Source organism: Paenibacillus sp. FSL F4-0243, from assembly GCF_037963295.1.
Classification (GTDB): domain Bacteria; phylum Bacillota; class Bacilli; order Paenibacillales; family Paenibacillaceae; genus Paenibacillus_AQ.
This window is the reverse complement of the sequence record NZ_CP150151.1, coordinates 5,526,842-5,544,778: the sequence shown is the minus strand read 5'-3', so window position 1 is coordinate 5,544,778 and position 17,937 is coordinate 5,526,842. Positions and strand designations below refer to the sequence as shown.

20 protein-coding genes and 1 other annotated feature are annotated in these 17,937 nt (G+C 44.8%); of the genes, 19 read left to right on the top strand and 1 reads right to left on the bottom strand.

The features are described 5' to 3' along the window. The first annotated feature begins 25 nt into the window (after positions 1 to 25). Complete coding sequence (locus tag NSS87_RS24740) at positions 26 to 1,183, top strand: GGDEF domain-containing protein (RefSeq protein WP_339243290.1); 1,158 nt, start codon at positions 26 to 28, stop codon at positions 1,181 to 1,183. A 335-nt stretch (positions 1,184 to 1,518) separates the two neighbouring features. After that, positions 1,519 to 2,703 (top strand): glycosyltransferase, encoded by a 1,185-nt coding sequence (locus tag NSS87_RS24735; RefSeq protein ID WP_339243289.1) that lies wholly within the window; start codon positions 1,519 to 1,521, stop codon positions 2,701 to 2,703. Between the two features lie 93 nt (positions 2,704 to 2,796). On the opposite strand, the gene NSS87_RS24730 is transcribed toward NSS87_RS24735, so the two are convergent. Beyond that, entirely contained in the window at positions 2,797 to 3,783 is a 987-nt protein-coding gene (locus tag NSS87_RS24730; protein WP_076286493.1) for a diaminopimelate dehydrogenase, read from the bottom strand. 216 nt (positions 3,784 to 3,999) lie between these two features. Between NSS87_RS24730 and NSS87_RS24725 the strand changes: the two genes are divergently transcribed. From NSS87_RS24725 to obgE, 17 genes are all read left to right on the top strand, one after another. Beyond that, entirely contained in the window at positions 4,000 to 5,235 is a 1,236-nt protein-coding gene (locus NSS87_RS24725; RefSeq protein ID WP_339243288.1) for an SPOR domain-containing protein, read from the top strand. 240 nt (positions 5,236 to 5,475) lie between these two features. Then, positions 5,476 to 5,721 carry a DUF4321 domain-containing protein gene (locus NSS87_RS24720; RefSeq protein WP_042191180.1) on the top strand — a complete coding sequence of 82 codons (246 nt, stop codon included), beginning with the start codon at positions 5,476 to 5,478 and terminating at the stop codon, positions 5,719 to 5,721. A 34-nt stretch (positions 5,722 to 5,755) separates the two neighbouring features. After that, positions 5,756 to 6,352: a Maf family protein gene (locus NSS87_RS24715; protein ID WP_339243287.1), complete on the top strand. Its 597-nt coding sequence runs from the start codon at positions 5,756 to 5,758 to the stop codon at positions 6,350 to 6,352. A 24-nt stretch (positions 6,353 to 6,376) separates the two neighbouring features. Beyond that, positions 6,377 to 7,066, top strand: coding sequence for a DNA repair protein RadC (radC, locus tag NSS87_RS24710; RefSeq protein ID WP_042191176.1), 690 nt, complete (start codon positions 6,377 to 6,379; stop codon positions 7,064 to 7,066). 39 nt (positions 7,067 to 7,105) lie between these two features. After that, positions 7,106 to 8,140: a rod shape-determining protein gene (locus tag NSS87_RS24705; RefSeq protein WP_042191174.1), complete on the top strand. Its 1,035-nt coding sequence runs from the start codon at positions 7,106 to 7,108 to the stop codon at positions 8,138 to 8,140. 62 nt (positions 8,141 to 8,202) lie between these two features. Then, positions 8,203 to 9,081, top strand: coding sequence for a rod shape-determining protein MreC (gene mreC, locus NSS87_RS24700; protein WP_042191173.1), 879 nt, complete (start codon positions 8,203 to 8,205; stop codon positions 9,079 to 9,081). After that, positions 9,081 to 9,611 carry a rod shape-determining protein MreD gene (gene mreD, locus NSS87_RS24695; protein ID WP_081383060.1) on the top strand — a complete coding sequence of 177 codons (531 nt, stop codon included), beginning with the start codon at positions 9,081 to 9,083 and terminating at the stop codon, positions 9,609 to 9,611. The genes mreC and mreD overlap by 1 nt, the downstream gene beginning before the upstream one ends. 80 nt (positions 9,612 to 9,691) lie before the next feature. Beyond that, a complete protein-coding gene (gene minC / locus NSS87_RS24690; RefSeq protein ID WP_042191171.1) occupies positions 9,692 to 10,351 on the top strand; it encodes a septum site-determining protein MinC in 660 nt (219 codons plus the stop codon). Between the two features lie 5 nt (positions 10,352 to 10,356). Beyond that, positions 10,357 to 11,151 carry a septum site-determining protein MinD gene (gene minD / locus NSS87_RS24685; RefSeq protein WP_042130573.1) on the top strand — a complete coding sequence of 265 codons (795 nt, stop codon included), beginning with the start codon at positions 10,357 to 10,359 and terminating at the stop codon, positions 11,149 to 11,151. 177 nt (positions 11,152 to 11,328) lie between these two features. After that, positions 11,329 to 12,192, top strand: coding sequence for a M23 family metallopeptidase (locus NSS87_RS24680; protein WP_339243286.1), 864 nt, complete (start codon positions 11,329 to 11,331; stop codon positions 12,190 to 12,192). After that, the gene (locus tag NSS87_RS24675; RefSeq protein WP_339243285.1) at positions 12,185 to 13,027 is read left to right on the top strand and encodes a M50 family metallopeptidase; all 843 of its coding nucleotides are present in this window, start codon (positions 12,185 to 12,187) and stop codon (positions 13,025 to 13,027) included. The genes NSS87_RS24680 and NSS87_RS24675 overlap by 8 nt, the downstream gene beginning before the upstream one ends. A gap of 58 nt (positions 13,028 to 13,085) precedes the next feature. After that, on the top strand, positions 13,086 to 14,327 hold the full coding sequence (locus NSS87_RS24670) for an Rne/Rng family ribonuclease (protein WP_042194404.1): 1,242 nt from the start codon (positions 13,086 to 13,088) through the stop codon (positions 14,325 to 14,327). Positions 14,328 to 14,389: 62 nt separating this feature from the next. After that, positions 14,390 to 14,475 (top strand) — a sequence feature (ribosomal protein L21 leader region). A gap of 14 nt (positions 14,476 to 14,489) precedes the next feature. After that, positions 14,490 to 14,801: a 50S ribosomal protein L21 gene (rplU, locus tag NSS87_RS24665; protein WP_042130566.1), complete on the top strand. Its 312-nt coding sequence runs from the start codon at positions 14,490 to 14,492 to the stop codon at positions 14,799 to 14,801. A gap of 12 nt (positions 14,802 to 14,813) precedes the next feature. Further along, positions 14,814 to 15,149 carry a ribosomal-processing cysteine protease Prp gene (locus NSS87_RS24660; RefSeq protein ID WP_042191166.1) on the top strand — a complete coding sequence of 112 codons (336 nt, stop codon included), beginning with the start codon at positions 14,814 to 14,816 and terminating at the stop codon, positions 15,147 to 15,149. A gap of 17 nt (positions 15,150 to 15,166) precedes the next feature. Beyond that, positions 15,167 to 15,478 carry a 50S ribosomal protein L27 gene (gene rpmA / locus NSS87_RS24655; protein ID WP_042130564.1) on the top strand — a complete coding sequence of 104 codons (312 nt, stop codon included), beginning with the start codon at positions 15,167 to 15,169 and terminating at the stop codon, positions 15,476 to 15,478. Positions 15,479 to 15,760: 282 nt separating this feature from the next. Continuing rightward, positions 15,761 to 16,501, top strand: a complete 741-nt coding sequence (locus NSS87_RS24650) for a Spo0B domain-containing protein (protein WP_076300740.1) — start codon at positions 15,761 to 15,763, stop codon at positions 16,499 to 16,501. A gap of 15 nt (positions 16,502 to 16,516) precedes the next feature. Then, a complete protein-coding gene (gene obgE / locus NSS87_RS24645) occupies positions 16,517 to 17,827 on the top strand; it encodes a GTPase ObgE (protein WP_042191162.1) in 1,311 nt (436 codons plus the stop codon). The last annotated feature ends 110 nt before the right edge of the window (positions 17,828 to 17,937 follow it).

The window sequence follows — 17,937 nt, the reverse complement described above, 5'->3', positions numbered from 1 at the left end:
ACTAGGGGAGGTGAACTTCACTTATATGCATCTGGATCTCCAGACACTGCTGGTGTGTCTCTTTTTGTGGCAATCGTTCACGGTGCTGCTTATCGTGGTGTATCGTTTGCGTTATCCGCAGGAACAGACTTCTTCATTGTTTATCACAGCAAAATATTTGCAACTAGCAGCCTTGATCCTCTTATTACTGAAGGATTTTATAGATACACCACTTAGTCTACCAATCATAGCACTTCTTGCATTGGCTGGAGGCACGCTCGAAAGCTTGGCGCTTCTAATGCTTCTCAGAGTATTCGGGAGCAAAGTGGAGAGATATTATTCTATATTATTCGGAGTATCCATTCTAGTTGTGGTGCTTATGTATTTGTTGATGCCTAAGGATCCTCTCTTTATTCCAGTCGCTTGTCTGGCTGGAGTTCTGATTATAGCCTATCCTGCTTATATACTATGTCTGAAGGTCATGGAGACTTCGCTACAAATAATAATAGGACTGCTATATTGTCTTGTCATCTTGTCGTTGGCGGGGAGAGCCTTAGAACCGCTGTATTCCGTATTAGGAATCAATACACAAGTTGCACAATTTCTTTATTTGTTTTTTTATCTCGGGATTTATTTGTATATGTTTCTAGGAACCGCGGGAATTATGCTCCTTTATAGAGAAGATTCCTTTGCAGAAATGGAGCGGGTAGCAACTTATGATGAGTTGACCGGTATTTTGAATCGCAGGTCGTTCGTTCTGCGTGCTCGGCCTTTAATAGCTGCTTCAGCGATGAAGAAGCTGCCCTATTCTTTTTTACTGCTGGATGTCGATCACTTTAAGAGCATAAATGATAATTACGGCCATAATACAGGTGACCAAGTCCTAACTGATTTGGCGTCTAAAATAGAGCAACAGCTTGGTCATGGTGATCTGATCGGAAGATTTGGGGGAGAAGAGTTCGCAGTGCTCCTGCACAGAGCCGATGAGAAGAGTAGTGATGTTATTGCTGAAGGAATGCGCACAGCTGTTATAGGTTCAATGATTCATGGCGTACCGCTGCACTACACGATAAGTATTGGAGTCATTACGATAGAATCGGGTGAACGTTTTTCTCTAAATAATCTCTACAAACTTTGTGATAATGCATTGTATCAAGCTAAGAAAAAGGGTCGGAACTGCGTTGTTAGAAGCTATGAAATATAAAAGTGTCTTCCTTTCGTCATTAGATGAGGAAGACACTTTTTTGTTTGCATAGGGAATAGTTCAGAATACCTAACGAGTATAAAATTTTGGAATAGAAAATTCATGTTCATGTATTACTGGAAAAGTAGTTTTTTTGCTTGAATCTTCAAAAAAATAGCGATATATATAGGTTTATCGCAATGATTTTCGAATAAAGCATGAAAATATATAAAAATTTTAAAGGTTTCCCTATAAATCGACAAAAATTTTATGTGAAATGAGTTACTATTGAACTGCATCTAAAGTTGCAGTGATAAGTAGAGAGAATTTATATAAAAATTCAAGGAGCCAGAGTCATGCGAGAAAGAATGCTGTTCCTTTCAGCACAGAATCAAAGCGCAGAGGATCTAGAAGGAGAAATGAGAACAGGGAGTATTCTCGAGATTTTGCTAGGGAAATTTGATATTGATTTGCTGACGTATGCCAGTACGCACAAGGATATGTCTACAAATGATGGAACTGCACTAACGGTTCATTACATTAACGGGTGCATTACCTCGTGGAGATCTATGCTGCGTCCCTTACATATATTACGGAATTTCACTAATCGGAGTCATGCGGAGAAAGACATGAAGAGTACCATCATGGAACTTTGTAGATCGAATAATTACAGACATGTATTTATATCGCATAGCTTGCTGGGAAATTGCATTGATATGGTTCGTAATCTGCTTCCTGAGGCCAGTGTTATTACAGATACGTATCGTTTTGAGAGCGGGCTTGCCGTTGGAAAAGAAATTGGGAAGCCGAGCAGCAGTAATCCTTATTATAAACTAAATGAGGCTTTGGTTCGGCGGAATAAGCGGAGACTAATGAATAAAACGGGTGTACTCTTGGCCACCTCGGAATGGGATGCCCTTTCATTCAAATCTCTATCCTTTGCGGATGCCCGTAAAGTTCATGTTGTTCCTCATTTCATAAAAATGAATGAATACGACGCTTTTACTGAGCCTGTTGCAAAAGAAAATTCAATGGTTCTGCACTGGAATATGAACACCAGACAGGGGATTAAGGCTGCTCAAAACTTCTTTAAGAAAAGCTACCCTTTGATTAAAGAACAAGTGCCTGATATCAAGTGTTACATCACCAGTCATGAGGTTCATATGGATGTATTGTCGCTTGTAAAGGATGATGTATCAGTTATTATCACTGGACCTTTGAAACCGTCTGCTGATTATATACGTCGTGCTAAAGCGGTTCTTGTGCCGATCCTTGAAGGTTGTGAAGTCTCCAGAAATATTCTGGAATCATGGGCACTCAAAACGCCGGTGGTTACAAGTTCTATAGTATGCGAGCGATTGAACTGTGAGCATAACCGTAATATTTTGCTTGCTAATACCTCAGTTGATGTTGTTGCTAGCGTAATAACGTTGTTAAAGAATCCTGAGATGGCAACGATTATTGCTGATCGGGCGCATCGCACATTGTTGAAGGATTACGAAGTGAATTATGTGAAGAATAAGATTCTTAGTCTTGTGTAAAAGGTACGCCCGAGAAGGCTCTGCCTGCAGTATATAAAAAACCCGCGAGGACGTTTTAGGGTCCTACGCGGTTTTTTTCATTTTTGTATGATTTTACAGCAGGTTGCGGCGTAATTCTTCTGGAGATTTCGGAGACAACATTCCAAGTGGAATATCGAATACTGTACGCGCTCCACTCTGTCCTTCTTGACTCATACGCTGAGCGGCTCTGGCATAGGCCACGAGAACACTAGCTGTAAATTCTGGATTGCTCTCCAGCTTCAGGCCGAATTCAACAATCTGCTTCGTACCTTCCCCTGTTACACCACTGCGAATAACAAACCCGCCGTGCGGAATTCCGCTATGCTGAGCTGCCAATTCTTCTTCAGTGATGAAAGTAACCGTAGTATCATAATCTGCAAAATAGTTCGGCATGTTCACGATTTCTGCACGAATGCGTTCTTGATCTGCTCCTGCCTCAGCCACTACAAAACACTCTCTAAGGTGTTTTTGGCGAGTGGTAAGCTCTGGTGTTTCACCAGCGCGAATGGCCTCAATAACCTCTTGTACTGGAACGGTATATTGTACACCAGCTTTAACTCCATCTACTCTGCGGATCGCATCGGAGTGGCCTTGGCTAACGCCTTTGCCCCAGAAGGTGTATTCTTTACCTTGTGGAAGAATAGCTTCAGCGAGCAGACGATTCATTGAGAATAAGCCTGGATCCCAACCAGTAGAAATTACGCTGAGTGTTCCACCTTGTTTAGCTGCGGCGTCAACGGTCTCGTAGAACTCGGGGATTTTGGCATGAGTATCAAAGCTGTCCACGGTATTAAACATCCGGGCAATGGCTGGTGTTTGTTCTGGCAGATCGGTAGCCGATCCTCCGCATAGAATCATAACATCCACTTTACCCTTATATTGTTCGACGGCAGAGATATGTTCGAACTTCACACCGGCTTCTCCGGCTTCCAGTTGTCCAGGTTCTCTGCGCGTAAAGATCGCAACTAGCTCAATATCTTCACTTTGGTTGATAGCCTTACGTACACCTTTTCCTAAATTTCCGTAGCCTACAATAGCTGCTTGAATTTTTTGTTTCAGAAGAAGCCCTCCTAATCAGTAGTGAACTAAAGCATCATTTCTAGCTTACCTAGTATAGTGTACACTTTTAGCTCTTTTTATATAGTATATAAAAGGTACATGTAATGTAAACTGAATCTGCATAATCTTTCATAATTCCTATGGCTTAAAAATAGCATATCTCTCTATTGTCTATCATATATTTACTTATAGATTAGATGAGGTGAGGTGTAACTGTTGAATAACGGAAGAATGACATTCCGATTTGACGTGAACAAGGACGAGCCTAAACCAAAGCCTAAAGTGGTGGAGCGCTGGTCAAATGGCGGATTGGGCACAGCTGAAGAGTACGCTGAGGGACTGCGTCAAGAGGTAGGTCCAGCACAGCAAACATGGCTTTATGAGCCTGATTTTCGTTCCACGCATGAGGCACCACCGGAAGATTCCTATGACTATTACTCGGGTACTGTAGATCCACGCCAGGAAGAATGGGACGAACAGGATAAGGATTTTAGATATACACAGCAATCGTACCTTCTGTCAGATATGGTTTCGGATAGCAGGGATAAATTAGAGAATGTATCCTCTGGCAGTTACGGAGGCTCTTATCATACTCGACGTCCTTCGTATTGGTGGAAATTAGCTCTTTCTGTTACGGGAGCCATCGGCACAGGGGTACTGCTTGGTTATGCTGCACTTTCTTTCTTTTACGGAGGGAATATGGACAGCAGCTCTGGAAATGGGACAGCAGACATGGCGGCTACTTCAGTGCAGTCCAGTGGAGCTAAAGATCCGGCAGGTGTAGGTACATCAGGATTACCAGTGACGGGTACTGAAAATGCAGGGAAGAACACCATCCCAGTTCAAGTAGCTGCGCAAAGCTATTATCTGCTGCAGTACGGAGTATTCAGTACACCTGCAGGCGCTGAAGAGGCTCGCCAGGAGCTGTTAACTGCAGGTTTGGCCGCGGGTATGGATCCTGCCGACGGCAATCGTGTGTATGCTGGAATATCATCCGACCGTGAACAGGCCAAGCTACTTAGCAGCGGACTAAAGAATCAGGGTATTGAGCTGTATGTGAGAGAGGTGGCACTTCCCGGGGCTGAACAGCTTGTCTATACCGGTAATGCAGAGGAAGTGAAGGACTATTTCTCCGTGAGTGGGCAGCTGCTCAGTGAACTAAGCAGTCAATCTGCTTCTTTACTTAGCGCTGGCCAAACTAGTACGACAGCAAATACCCCCGCTATGAGTGATCTCCATCTGCAATGGAGTGAAGCAGTAAAAGTGCTGGAACAAGGCGTATCTCCTGAAGCCAAAAGCATTTGCGCAGCGTTAGAGAAATCAATGAGCCAAGGGATATCAGCCTGGAGTGAATATAACAAGAACAAGGCTCAGGGTCTACTTTGGGAAGTGCAAGAATCGATGCTGAGCTTTTTGACTAGCCAGAAACAGCTGCTAACTGCAATGAATTAACTGATAGATTGTTGACATTAAAGACAGCGAGCCTCCAGATGTGGGGGCTTGCTGTTTGGGCGCGAAAGAGGAAATTATCCCTATATAACTTAAACTATAATTGATACGGAGGATGGTATCGCTCCGCAACTTTTAGTGCAAATGGTGGTAAACATTACCGTAAGGGATTTTACGTTTGTATTGATCACAATTTCACCGTATAATAATTAGGGTGTCAAAAAATGGCGAGGGAAGACTGAGATGAAGAAGAAAAATGTAGGAACACTGCTGTTATTTCTAATTCTAGGCTGGCTGGCTGGAGCCTGGATCGCCAAGCTGCTGCAGCCGGTAAAGGCTCTTTCTTTTCTAACAACATCGACTGTGCTTAAGTGGTCTCCGCGAGCCGATTTGGACATCATAACCTATGACATCACTATTCATTTGAAATTGTGCATGCTAAGTCTCGTCGGTATTATTACAGCTGTATGGCTGTACCGAAGACTGTAACTCTCGTTACTGATCAAGAAGGGACGTTTACAACGTGGACAACTCACAACACATTATTTTAGCCTCAGGTTCACCGCGTCGACGAGAGCTTTTGTCTTTACTGGGCTTGCCTTTTGAGGTCATTACCAGCGAAGCGGACGAAAGCACACCACCGGAGCTTACGCCGGAGCAAATCGTGCGCAGTTTGGCTCTGCGAAAAGCAGAGGCTGTAGTGGCTGCAGCAGGAGAGCGTAACGCAGTAATTATTGGTAGTGATACGATTGTTGTACTAGATAACACTGTGCTAGGCAAACCGGTGGACGAGCTGGACAGTAAATCGATGCTTACCAGACTTCAGGGCCGGAATCATAAGGTATACACGGGTGTAGCCTGTATTGGACTTCCGCATGGAAAGACTATAGTGGAGCACCGTGTTACTTCCGTAACGATGAGAGCAATGACGGAGAATGAAATTATTGCTTATATAGCTACGGGAGAGCCCGCTGATAAGGCTGGCTCTTATGCGATACAAGGGCTTGGCTCCACCTTGGTGGAACGAATTGAAGGCTGTTATTTCAATGTTGTCGGATTGCCGCTGTCGCTTCTTGGCGAAATGCTGTCCGAGTTCGGTATAACTGTATTGAACCGGTAGGAAGCTTGGGAAAGAGGGATAGGGATGGAGTCGCAATCAGTAATGCTGCGGGACCTCCCCCATGAAGAACGACCAAGAGAGCGCATGATGCATTATGGGGCGGAATCATTAAGTCAAGCGGAGTTGTTAGCCATTCTGCTGCGTACGGGAACACGCCGTGAATCGGCTATTCATATTGCACAGCAGATGCTGGGGAAAATCGGTGGCCTGCGTGGGCTAGTTGACCTTAGCATCGAAGAACTGACCGAAATCAAAGGTATCGGCCCTGCCAAGGCCGTGCAACTAAAAGCAGGCATCGAACTTGGAAGGCGCCTTGCGAACTCCAGGTTTAACATGCCGGTCATTATCCGTTGTCCTGAGGACGCTGCGGAGATACTGACTGAGCAATTGCGTTATCTGCAGAAGGAGCATTTTGTCTGCTTGTTTCTGAATACGAAGAATCATGTGATAGGACAAGAAACGTTGTCTATGGGCAGTCTTAATGCTTCGATTGTTCATCCTCGTGAGGTATTCCGAGCAGCTATAAAATGTAGTAGTGCCTCTATCATATGCGCACATAATCATCCTAGTGGTGATCCAACGCCTAGTCCGGAGGATATCTCCTTGACCTCAAGACTGCTTCAGGCAGGCGAGATTGTCGGGATTGACGTGTTAGATCATCTAATTATCGGTGATAGCAGCTTTGTAAGCTTGAAAGAAAAAGGACACATGTAATATAAATGTGAAGATTTACTTAGGAAAAGGAGAATTAGCATGTTGGGTAGTTTTACGAAAGATTTAGGAATTGACTTGGGGACAGCGAATACGCTTGTCTATGTACGCGGTAAGGGGATCGTTGTAAGAGAGCCTTCCGTTGTAGCCATTAACACTGACACTAAGACGATTGAAGCCGTGGGTGAATCCGCTAAAAAGATGATCGGTCGTACACCGGGAAACATTCGTGCGATCCGTCCGATGAAGGATGGCGTTATCGCTGATTTTGACACAACGGCTACGATGATAAAATATTTTATTCGTCAAGCACAGAAACAACGTTCTATGTTCCAACGTCACCCTAATGTAATGGTCTGCGTACCATCCGGCATTACTGCTGTAGAGCAACGTGCCGTAGAAGATGCTACTAGACAAGCTGGTGCTCGCGAAGCTTACATTATCGAGGAACCTTTTGCTGCAGCGATTGGTGCAGATCTACCGGTATGGGAGCCAACAGGAAGTATGGTTGTTGATATCGGCGGAGGTACTACTGAAGTTGCTGTAATTTCACTCGGCGGTATTGTTACTAGTCGTTCCGTACGTGTTGCGGGTGATGAAGCGGATGAGTCCATCATTCAGTACATCAAACGTCAGTACAATCTGATGATTGGTGAACGTACTTCGGAACAGCTTAAAATGGATGTAGGTTCTGCCTTGCCACTTGAGAAAGCTGAGACTATGGAAATTCGCGGACGCGATCTCGTTACAGGCCTCCCAAAGACTCTTACAATTACTTCTGATGAGATCTGTGAAGCATTGTCCGATACAGTGAGTTCTATTATTGAAGCTGTTAAAGTAACTTTGGAAAAATGTCCACCGGAGCTCGCAGCAGATATTATGGATCGCGGAATTGTCTTGACAGGTGGAGGCGCCTTGCTTCGTAACTTGGATAAACTGCTTGCGCGTGAAACTGGAATGCCAGTTATTGTCGCTGAAAACCCTCTGGATTGTGTAGCGATTGGAACAGGAAAGGCGCTTGATAATATCCATTTGTTCAAGAGTCGCAGCAGTTCCAGTCTTCGCTCTAAGAGATAAGCCTATGTATTGCCACTTGTGTACGTCAACCCCTGTTATGGGAGAAATACTGTTGTTAGAGGGTGTTGAAACTGTTTAAACTCTTAAGCAATAAACGTCTGTTTATTCTGTTGATTACACTGGTGCTGTTCATTGTGGTGATGGGCTTCAGCTTGGCATCAAGGAGTTCCTTGTCCTGGCCGGAGAACTTTCTTAGAGATACTACTGGTTTCGTGCAAAAAATGTTCTACAAGCCCGCTGGATATGTAGCGGGCTTGTTTGAAGATATCGGAAATCTGAAAGATCTTTCTAAGGAAAATGAGCAGCTGAAGATTCTAGCCGCCCAATATGCACGTGATAAAGCGCAATACAATTTCATTCAGGTAGAAAATGAGCAGTTAAAGGAACAGTTGAAGTTCACGAAAGCTCAGGAGGAATTGTATAAATATCAATACCATATTGCACAGGTGGTTAGTCAGACAACAGAACCAAGCAATAGTACGATTGTAATCGATTTAGGTGCTAAAGATGGCGTTAGACCAAATATGTCTGTGATCTCGGTTGATGGATTAGTAGGTGTTATTAGTCAAGTCAGCAATTTCACCTCTACGGTGAAGCTGATGACCATGATGGATACGAATGACCCTAATTCTCAGCCGCCTATTGCGGCAACCGCTATTAACAAAGAGGGCAAAACCTTTGGTATGATTGAAAGCTATGATCCGAAGACAAACAAGTTATTGATGAACAAGATCCCGCCAGGTGATCCTATTGCGCCGAAGGATGTTATCGTTTCTTCTGGTATTGGGGGATTGTATCCGCGAGGATTGACCATCGGTACAGTTGAAAGCGTTGAGGTTGGTGAATTTGGATTAACCTCCACAGCAGTGATTAAGCCTTCAGCAGAATTTCAAGACTGGAAGCAGCTGATTGTTGTTTTTACGGAGGAGCGTGCTGAATAGTGAATATGCGCAGATCTGTTCTTGTTCTGTTACTGTTCCTCTTGTTCATTCTGGAGGGAACCATTCTGCCTTGGCTGATTCCAGATGTATGGCAGATGCGAATTATTCCGAATCTTGTGTTCGTTGTGCTATTGTTCGTGGCTGTATATCATCATCGTCATACAGCGCTTATACTGGGCCTAACTTTCGGACTATTACATGATGTCGTTTTTTATGGCAGAATTCTAGGAGCACATTCTTTTGCGATGGGTCTGTCGGCTTATTTAATCGGCCTTCTGTTTCAGATTCCGCGTGCTCCACTGCCTCTTATGATGACTGTGATTCTGCTCGGAAGCTTGCTAGAGGATAGTGTGTTATTTGGTATTTATAGTGTATTCAATCTCAATCAGGAGCCTTATAGCTGGGCTATTTTGAATCATATGCTACCAACGATGCTCTTTCATTTTGCTATTGCTCTGATCCTCTACATACCGTTACGACGCCAGCTTGAGCTGATCAAGAAAGAGAAGAGTACGGAAGAAGCGGCATAAAGAAGCTTCTATTTTCTTTCTTAATAAAGCAGGAATTTAAGGGGCCCGGCACGAATGAATGAGGATAGGGGGCCAGGCATATGACAGTAAAATCCAAGCATGTAAGGATTAAGGGCATCAAGGATGGCCTGATATTCCTGCTAGACGACAAGTGTCCCTTCGAAGATCTTCTGAGCGAGCTTCGCTATAAGCTGGAGCACAGCCATCAAAATATTTTGACTGGACCGATTGTCCATGTAGATATTAAGCTGGGCAATCGTCCCGTAACTGAGGAAGATAAGGAAGCTGTGCTGGAGATTCTGAAGGGACAGGGAAATCTACTGATTCGTTCCATAGAGGCGCTTCCAGTGCCCGGCAGTGAGGATAATGACGCGTTGTTTCTTATGAGCGGGATTCTTCGTTCCGGTCAGGTGCTGCACCATGATGGAAATCTTTTATATCTGGGGGATGTGAACCCAGGAGGAACTATTACCTGTTCAGGCGATATCTATATTCTAGGATCACTTAGAGGTATGGCGCATGCTGGAGTAGATGGAAATGAAGAGGCGATTATCGCTGCTTCATTAATGTCTCCGACACAACTGCGAATTGCTGATATTATCAGTCGTCCTCCCGATGAGTGGGAAACCCGAGAAAGCAGTATGGAGTTTGCATATTTAACGAACGGAGCTATGCAAATCGATAAAATTCATAATTTAGTCAAAGTACGTCAGGATTTAAATGTGTTTAAAGGGGTGTAGCCTCCATGGGAGAAGCGATAGTCGTAACCTCGGGCAAAGGCGGAGTTGGCAAAACAACCACAACAGCCAATATTGGAACCGCACTTGCACTGCAGGGTAAAAAAGTATGTCTCGTCGATACCGACATTGGACTGCGTAATCTGGATGTAGTAATGGGGCTTGAGAATCGTATTATTTATGATCTTGTGGATGTAGCGGAGGGTCGTTGTCGCCTAAATCAAGCACTCGTTAAAGACAAACGCTTTGATGAGTTGTATATGTTGCCCGCAGCTCAAACGAAGGATAAAACGTCCGTCACTCCTGAACAAGTAAAAGATATTATTCTCGAACTGAAGAAGGAATATGAATATATTTTGATTGATTGTCCAGCAGGGATTGAACATGGCTTCCGCAATGCGATTGCCGGTGCGGATAAAGCGATCGTGGTTACCACACCAGAGCATGCTGCTGTGCGGGATGCGGATCGTATTATCGGACTGCTTGAGCAGTCACATGTGGAATCGCCAAAGCTGGTGGTAAATCGTATTCGCCCAGGTCTTGTGAAGTCTGGGGATATGCTTGATATTGAGGATATTTTACAGGTGTTGAATATTGATCTTATCGGAATTGTTCCGGATGATGAACTGGTCATTAAGGCCGCAAATAGTGGAGAGCCTACAGTTATGAATCCCGATTCGTCAGCAGCTATTGCCTACCGCAATATTGCTCGTAGAATTTTAGGCGATGCTGTGCCGCTAATGCAGCTTGATCGGAAACCGGGAGCATTTAAGAAGTTCAAGAAATTTTTCGGTATGGCTTAATTCTGCACCAAGCAATCTTACTATAGAAGCATTAACGGTCCCACCACTAGAGAAATCTATGGGTGGGATTTATTTATTTAGTGGTATTTAAGTGCTCCACCTTGGGCGGGCTTGTTCTAAAGAGACTTCCGTGCTTCATAAAATGGAAGTAAAACAAGCCCGTCCGGAGGGATAAACATGGATCTCAAATCAGATATCAAGAATCGCCGCAAGGAGCGTATCCGTAGTTTGCTGGAGGAAATCCCGAATATAGAAACAGCAGAGGTGCCTCCGTTATTCGTTATGCCCGAAAAGAGTACGAGCTTCAAGGAGTGGGGTACCAGGTTTAAGGAAAATGAGGAGCAATCATCTATAGAGCCTGATCCGGAAGTGATGTGGAAAGAGAGACGGGGTGGCTGGGAGGAACCAGGAGGAGGAGGTTCTAAATTTTCTTCCGGTTTTATTCGACGGGTTATAGCCAGTGTGCTTGTGTTTGGAGCGGTGTGGGGAGTTTTTACAGTTCACCAGCCATGGTCCTATAAAGTCCAAGCCTTTATTAGTGATGCCTTGAGTAATGACATGGATTTCACAGCAGTGCGGGTCTGGTATGAGGAGAATTTTAATGGTGCACCGGCGTTCATACCGATATTTGGTGACAAAGACGAACCTGCTCAAAAGGCAGCAGCTCAACATGAGCTTAGTGCTCCGGTAGCTGGAAGCATTGTGGAGCCCTTTGCCTCCACGCTAAAAGGTGTAGAAATTATGCCTCAAATCGATTCAACCTCAAATGTGACGGTGAAGAGTATAGACATGGGACGTGTTCTTTCCATTTCCAAAGAATTGGACGGTGGCATTCGAATTGCAGTTCAACATTCTGGAGGAATCACAGCAGAATACGGACATTTAAATGGCACTAAGCTGGAGATTGATGACTGGATTCAGAGTGGAGATGAACTCGGGTGGATGCTGGAGAAAGAGGGCTCCTCAGCTCCAACGCTATTCTTTGCAGTGATGAAAGACAAGACTTATATTGATCCTACAGAAGTGGTATCGTTTGATTAGGATCTTAGGGATCGATCTGTCACTACATCCATTGTTCGTAATCATTATGTTGTTCTCTGTACTCACAGGACAATTTCTGGAGTTGCTAACTTTATTTACGATCGTCCTCATTCATGAAATGGGACATGTGGTGGCTGCCCTTTTAGTTGGTGTTACAGTCAAATCGGTTCAGCTTCTTCCGTTTGGCGGAGTTGCGGTTATTGAGGATCATGGGCGGCTCACCGCTAGTCGTGAGATTGGTATTGCACTTGCCGGTCCGCTGCAAAATGGAATCATGATTGTTATGGCTCTTGGGCTTCAGCAAGCAGGTTATGGTAATCAGGAATTTTTAGTCTATTTTATAAATGCTAATGCCATTATTGCGCTCTTTAATCTTTTGCCTGTTCTGCCACTTGACGGAGGCAAAGTACTTCAGGCTACAGTTAGTTTATTTCTTCCTTATTACTATACTTTGCTATGGAGCGGACGAGTGAGTGTTGCTGCAAGCATTTTTGTGATTGTTTATGCGCTATTGCCTCTTGGAGCGGGCGGAGGCTTGAGGCTGAATATGGTTATGATCGGTGCTTTTTTATTGTATTCAAATCTCACGGATCATCGGAATTTACCGTACCGATTTGTTGCATTTTTGATGAATAGGGAGGCGGTTTATGAGTATCATTTGCGGACAGGAAGTGTGGCTCGTCCAATTGTTGCCTTATCTGCGAAACCTTTAGATGATATATTGCGTCTATTTAAACGTAATCAATATCATTTTATCTATGTATTAAACGGCGAAGGAAATGTTGTTGCTGTTGTGCCGGAACAGCGCTTAATATCTACCTACTTCGGAATGTAGTGTATTTATGCAGAGCGTGAGAAGGGATGAATGAATGAACGAAACCAGAGGTGAAGCCATGAAACAGATGATCGTTCACTGCACGCAGCACATTACCCGAATGGCTCTTCTGGAGAACGGAAGGCTTGTGGAGTACGCGGCTGAACGCGATCAGCAGCAAGGGCTGGTCGGAAGTTATTATAAAGGCCGTGTGATTAACGTACTTCCAGGTATGCAGGCTGCTTTTGTTGACATTGGACAGAAGAAGAATGCTTTTTTATATGTTGATGATGTATTGCACCCTCATTTGGATAGACAGCCGGATGTGAAGCCTTCTATCGAGACGCTTTTGCAGCCGGGTCAGGATATTGTTGTACAAGTAAGAAAAGAGCCTAGTGGCGGCAAAGGTGCTCGTGTAACGACCCATTATACATTGCCCGGTCGCTGGATGGTGTACATGCCTTTTGCCGATTATGTTGGGGTATCCAAAAAAATAAGTCGCGATGCAGAACGTAGCCGGCTCAAAGGAATTGGTGAACGTCTGCGAATGAAAGAAGAGGGGGTTATTATGCGGACCGTCTCTCAGGATGAGCCGCATGAAGCAGTGGAAGGTGACCTTTCATTTTTACGTGCGCAATGGGATAACATTACACGTCGGGCACAAACTGCAGAAGCCCCAGCTCTACTTCATCGTGATCTTAGTATTGTTCAGCGCTTTATAAGAGATGCGTTTAATCCACAGCGTGATCAGCTGATTATAGATTCTCCAGTTGCAGTTAAAGAAGCCAAGGCATTTCTGGATGACATGGCACCTGATGGGTACAAGCCTGTGAGTTTATATAACGGACCGGAGTCCATTTTTACAGCTTATGGGGTTCAGGAACAGCTGCACAAGAGCTTCAGTCGCAAGATCACGCTGGAGGGCGGAGCGACAATGATCTGGGATGAGACGGAGGCGCTCACCGTTATTGACGTGAACACCGCGCAATACATTGGAGGAGCATCCCTTGAAGAGACGGTGACGAATACTAATTTGCTTGCAGCAGAGGAGATTGGTCGTCTGATCCGTTTGCGAGATACGGGCGGAATTATTATTGTTGATTTTATTGATATGGAAGAAGAAATACACCGTAAAATGGTTACCGAGCGGCTGGAGAAAGTGATCTGCAAGGATCGAACCAAAACCCATATTCTCGGTTGGACAAGACTTGGACTCCTCGAGATGACCCGGAAGAAGGCAAGACATGATTCAGCCAGCTTCGCACCTATCCTTTGTCAGTGCTGCGGAGGGACTGGGAAAGTTGGAGAATGGATGGAATGAGTTGACGATGGGCGATAAGTATGATAATATCTTCAAGTATGTGTTTGATTGATTCGGTCCTGCACATGCTGTAACCGCTCCGATCGGGTACATAAGTGCAGTTCCCACGGGAATCTGCCACCTAGACTAGGCGAGTCTGAGACATGAGGAGGTGCAAGTAAAATGTATGCAATTATCGAAACTGGCGGTAAACAATACAAAGTCCAAGAGGGCGATGTTTTGTTCATTGAGAAGTTGGAAGCTGAAGACGGCGCAAGTGTAACTTTTGACCGTGTATTGGCTGTTTCTAACGAAGGTGGTCTGACTGCAGGAACTCCGCTCGTAAGCGGCGCGTCTGTAACAGCTAAAGTCGAGAAACATGGTAAAGGCGCTAAGGTTGTAGTTTACAAATACAAACCTAAGAAGAACTACCACAAGAAACAAGGCCATCGTCAACCGTACACGAAAGTAACTATCGAGAAGATTCAAGCGTAAGAAGGTGCGTGAATGATTAACGTACGGATTACACGATCTTCGGATCTAGGAACTATCGTTGGCTTTGAGGTAAAAGGGCATGCGGGTTATGCAAAGCGTGGCGAAGATATCGTATGTGCCGGAGTTTCGGCCGTAACGGTTGGAACCGTCAATTCGATTGAGACTTTGACCGGAATCTCCATGGATACATCCATGAAGAACGGATTCCTAAGTGGAACATTAGGTTCCATTGATGATTTCGATACTTCCGCGAAGGTGCAATTGCTGCTTGAATCCATGGTCGTGATGCTAAATGATATCGCAGAATCATACGGAAAGTATCTTCAAATAGAGCAAGTAAATATTTAAAGAAGGAGGTTGACAACATGTTGAAATTGAATCTTCAATTGTTCGCATCGAAAAAAGGTGTAGGTTCCACAAAAAACGGACGGGATTCCCATTCCAAACGTCTTGGCGTGAAACGTGCTGACGGTCAAGCAGTAACCGGCGGTAACATCTTGGTTCGTCAACGCGGAACAAAAATTCACCCAGGCACTAACGTAGGCATCGGTAAAGATGATACGTTGTTCGCATTGGTGGATGGCGTAGTGAAGTTCGAACGTTGGGGCCGCGATCGCAAAAAAGTGAGCGTATACCCAGTTGATGTCGCTCCGGTAGCAGCGGCACTGGAAGCGTAAGCTTACGGAACCATATTTGCATGTAGAAGCCTCCGGCATGAGTGCCGGAGGCTTTTTTGTAGAATATTCAGAAGCGTTTATGGATACCTCTTTGAGCACTTTAGAAATGTATACCTTCAGAGTTTTAAGAAAACATAAACATCCTTAGACATATGTGAAATCTAACGGTTATCTCTGGTGAACTACAGGGAACTGCTGTGTTATACTAGGAAATGGTAATTGATGAGGGTAATAATCTAAACGAAGTCATGAATTTTGCGAACTGAGGGACGGGGAGAAAGAATGAAATCCTGGAAAAGTGCAATCTGGGCAGTCATGTTATCCGTAATGCTTCCTTTAGGACTCGTGTATTGGCATACCTCCCTTTTGACGTGTCTGTTGCTGGGAATTTGGGTAGCAGCAACGGTTGCTTTCAGTTTGATTTGGAATCAGCGTCATTGGGAACGGGAACTGCGTATACAAGAGAACACTCTGCAACAGGCGGCGATTCGGACACTGAATCATCATCGTCATGATTGGATGAATGATTTGCAGATTCTTTACGGATATATTCAGCTTGGAAAGCCTGATAAATCCGTGGAGTGTGTGGAAAGAATAAAGGAACGCATAGCGCTTGATAGTCGTATCGCTAAGCTGGGCATTCCTTCATTGGTCTTCTATATCCAATCTTTCCGAACTTACCGGACTAGTCTGGAACTGGAAGTTCAAGTGGAGGAAGGATTGCAACTGGAGGAGAAGCTAAACCGGGAAGCAGGAGATGAGCTGACTTCAGTGATCATGCAGACCGTACGAGCTTATCAATATAACGGACTGGCTCCTCAGGGTGAAACGCGCAAGCTGCGTCTTGGCTTTATTCAGGATGGAGGAGACATTCTTATCTCCTTCGAAGGTGAGGGAGAGCATGGCAATCCCGAGCAGCTCAAAGGGCAAATTTATAATATAGTACAAGGGAAAATCATGAAAGCGGAGCAGTTTAAGCCCAGCAAGGCTTATGTAGAGCTGCGTTTGCCGCTTGAAATGTGAGGAAGGTGAACATTAATGTTCGTAGATAAAGCTAAGATTTATGTTAAGGGCGGAGACGGCGGGGATGGTATCGTTGCGTTTCGCCGGGAAAAGTATGTACCGGATGGTGGTCCAGCAGGTGGTGACGGTGGCCGTGGTGGCGACGTTATCTTCCGCGTAGATGAGGGCTTGCGTACGCTGATGGATTTCCGTTATCAACGCCATTTTAAAGCGGACAAAGGGATTAAAGGACGTAACAGAAGTCAGCATGGGGCGAACGCTGATCATATGATCGTGCGGATTCCACCTGGAACCATGTTAATTGACGATGATACTCAAGAGATCATCGCCGATTTGACTCGTCATGGTCAGCAAGTTGTTGTTGCCCGTGGGGGTCGTGGGGGTCGTGGGAATGCTCGTTTTGCAACAGCAGCTAATAAGGCTCCAGAGCTAGCAGAGAACGGCGAAGAAGGTCAAGAGCGGTATATTGTTATGGAACTTAAGGTTATGGCTGATGTGGGACTTGTAGGCTTCCCGAGTGTGGGCAAATCTACGCTACTGTCGGTCGTATCCGCAGCTCAACCAAAGATTGGTGCATACCATTTCACTACGATTACACCGAACTTAGGTGTAGTAGATGTTGGGGATGGACGAAGCTTTGTAATGGCGGATCTGCCAGGATTAATTGAGGGAGCTAGTGAAGGCATAGGGCTTGGTCATGAATTCCTGCGTCACGTTGAACGTACACGGATCATTATTCACGTAGTGGATATGTCTGGTTCAGAGGGGCGTGATCCCTTCGAGGATTGGGTTCTCATTAATGACGAGCTGAAGCAATATAATGCGGCTCTAATTGATCGTCCTCAAATCGTGGCCGCGAATAAAATGGATATGCCAGAGTCAGAGGAGAATCTCATCGCTTTCCGAGAACGCGTAGCTGAGCTGCGTCCGGATCTTGAGGTTATGCCAATCTCCTCGCTTACCCGTCAGGGTGTTCAGGAACTGTTATATCGTGCAACGGATATTCTTGATAGTATTCCGGTGGCACCGGTAGTTGAAGAAGTATCAGGAACAACTGAACGTAAGGTTTATAAGCTGGAAGCGGAAGATAATAACTCGTTCACCATTACACGTGATAATGAAACATATGTGGTCAACAGCCCTCGTATCGAGAAAATGTTGAAACGTATGCAGCTTAGCACACATGATGCGATTCTAAAGCTCGCCCGGACATTGCGACATATGGGTGTAGATGCAGAGCTTCGTAAACGTGGGGCTGTAGAGGGGACTATTGTCCGTATTGGTGAGTTCGAATTCGAGTTCGTAGAGAATAGCAGTTACTATTAATATTTGGCTGATTACAAAGCGCGACTTATGTTCTCCTGTAAAGGAAGACACAAGCCGCGCTTTTTTTATTTCCATATCGAGTATATTTTTTTCGTGAAAAGAACCCAAAT

Bases quoted from the DNA above. Each gene is read 5' to 3' on its own strand.
- NSS87_RS24740 (WP_339243290.1), top strand. From the start codon at position 26: ATGCATCTGGATCTCCAGACACTGCTGGTGTGTCTCTTTTTGTGGCAA.
- NSS87_RS24735 (WP_339243289.1), top strand. From the start codon at position 1,519: ATGCGAGAAAGAATGCTGTTCCTTTCAGCACAGAATCAAAGCGCAGAG.
- NSS87_RS24720 (WP_042191180.1), top strand. From the start codon at position 5,476: ATGAAGAAGAAAAATGTAGGAACACTGCTGTTATTTCTAATTCTAGGC.
- radC (WP_042191176.1), top strand. From the start codon at position 6,377: ATGGAGTCGCAATCAGTAATGCTGCGGGACCTCCCCCATGAAGAACGA.
- NSS87_RS24705 (WP_042191174.1), top strand. From the start codon at position 7,106: ATGTTGGGTAGTTTTACGAAAGATTTAGGAATTGACTTGGGGACAGCG.
- minC (WP_042191171.1), top strand. From the start codon at position 9,692: ATGACAGTAAAATCCAAGCATGTAAGGATTAAGGGCATCAAGGATGGC.
- minD (WP_042130573.1), top strand. From the start codon at position 10,357: ATGGGAGAAGCGATAGTCGTAACCTCGGGCAAAGGCGGAGTTGGCAAA.
- NSS87_RS24680 (WP_339243286.1), top strand. From the start codon at position 11,329: ATGGATCTCAAATCAGATATCAAGAATCGCCGCAAGGAGCGTATCCGT.
- NSS87_RS24670 (WP_042194404.1), top strand. From the start codon at position 13,086: ATGAAACAGATGATCGTTCACTGCACGCAGCACATTACCCGAATGGCT.
- rplU (WP_042130566.1), top strand. From the start codon at position 14,490: ATGTATGCAATTATCGAAACTGGCGGTAAACAATACAAAGTCCAAGAG.
- NSS87_RS24660 (WP_042191166.1), top strand. From the start codon at position 14,814: ATGATTAACGTACGGATTACACGATCTTCGGATCTAGGAACTATCGTT.
- rpmA (WP_042130564.1), top strand. From the start codon at position 15,167: ATGTTGAAATTGAATCTTCAATTGTTCGCATCGAAAAAAGGTGTAGGT.
- NSS87_RS24650 (WP_076300740.1), top strand. From the start codon at position 15,761: ATGAAATCCTGGAAAAGTGCAATCTGGGCAGTCATGTTATCCGTAATG.
- obgE (WP_042191162.1), top strand. From the start codon at position 16,517: ATGTTCGTAGATAAAGCTAAGATTTATGTTAAGGGCGGAGACGGCGGG.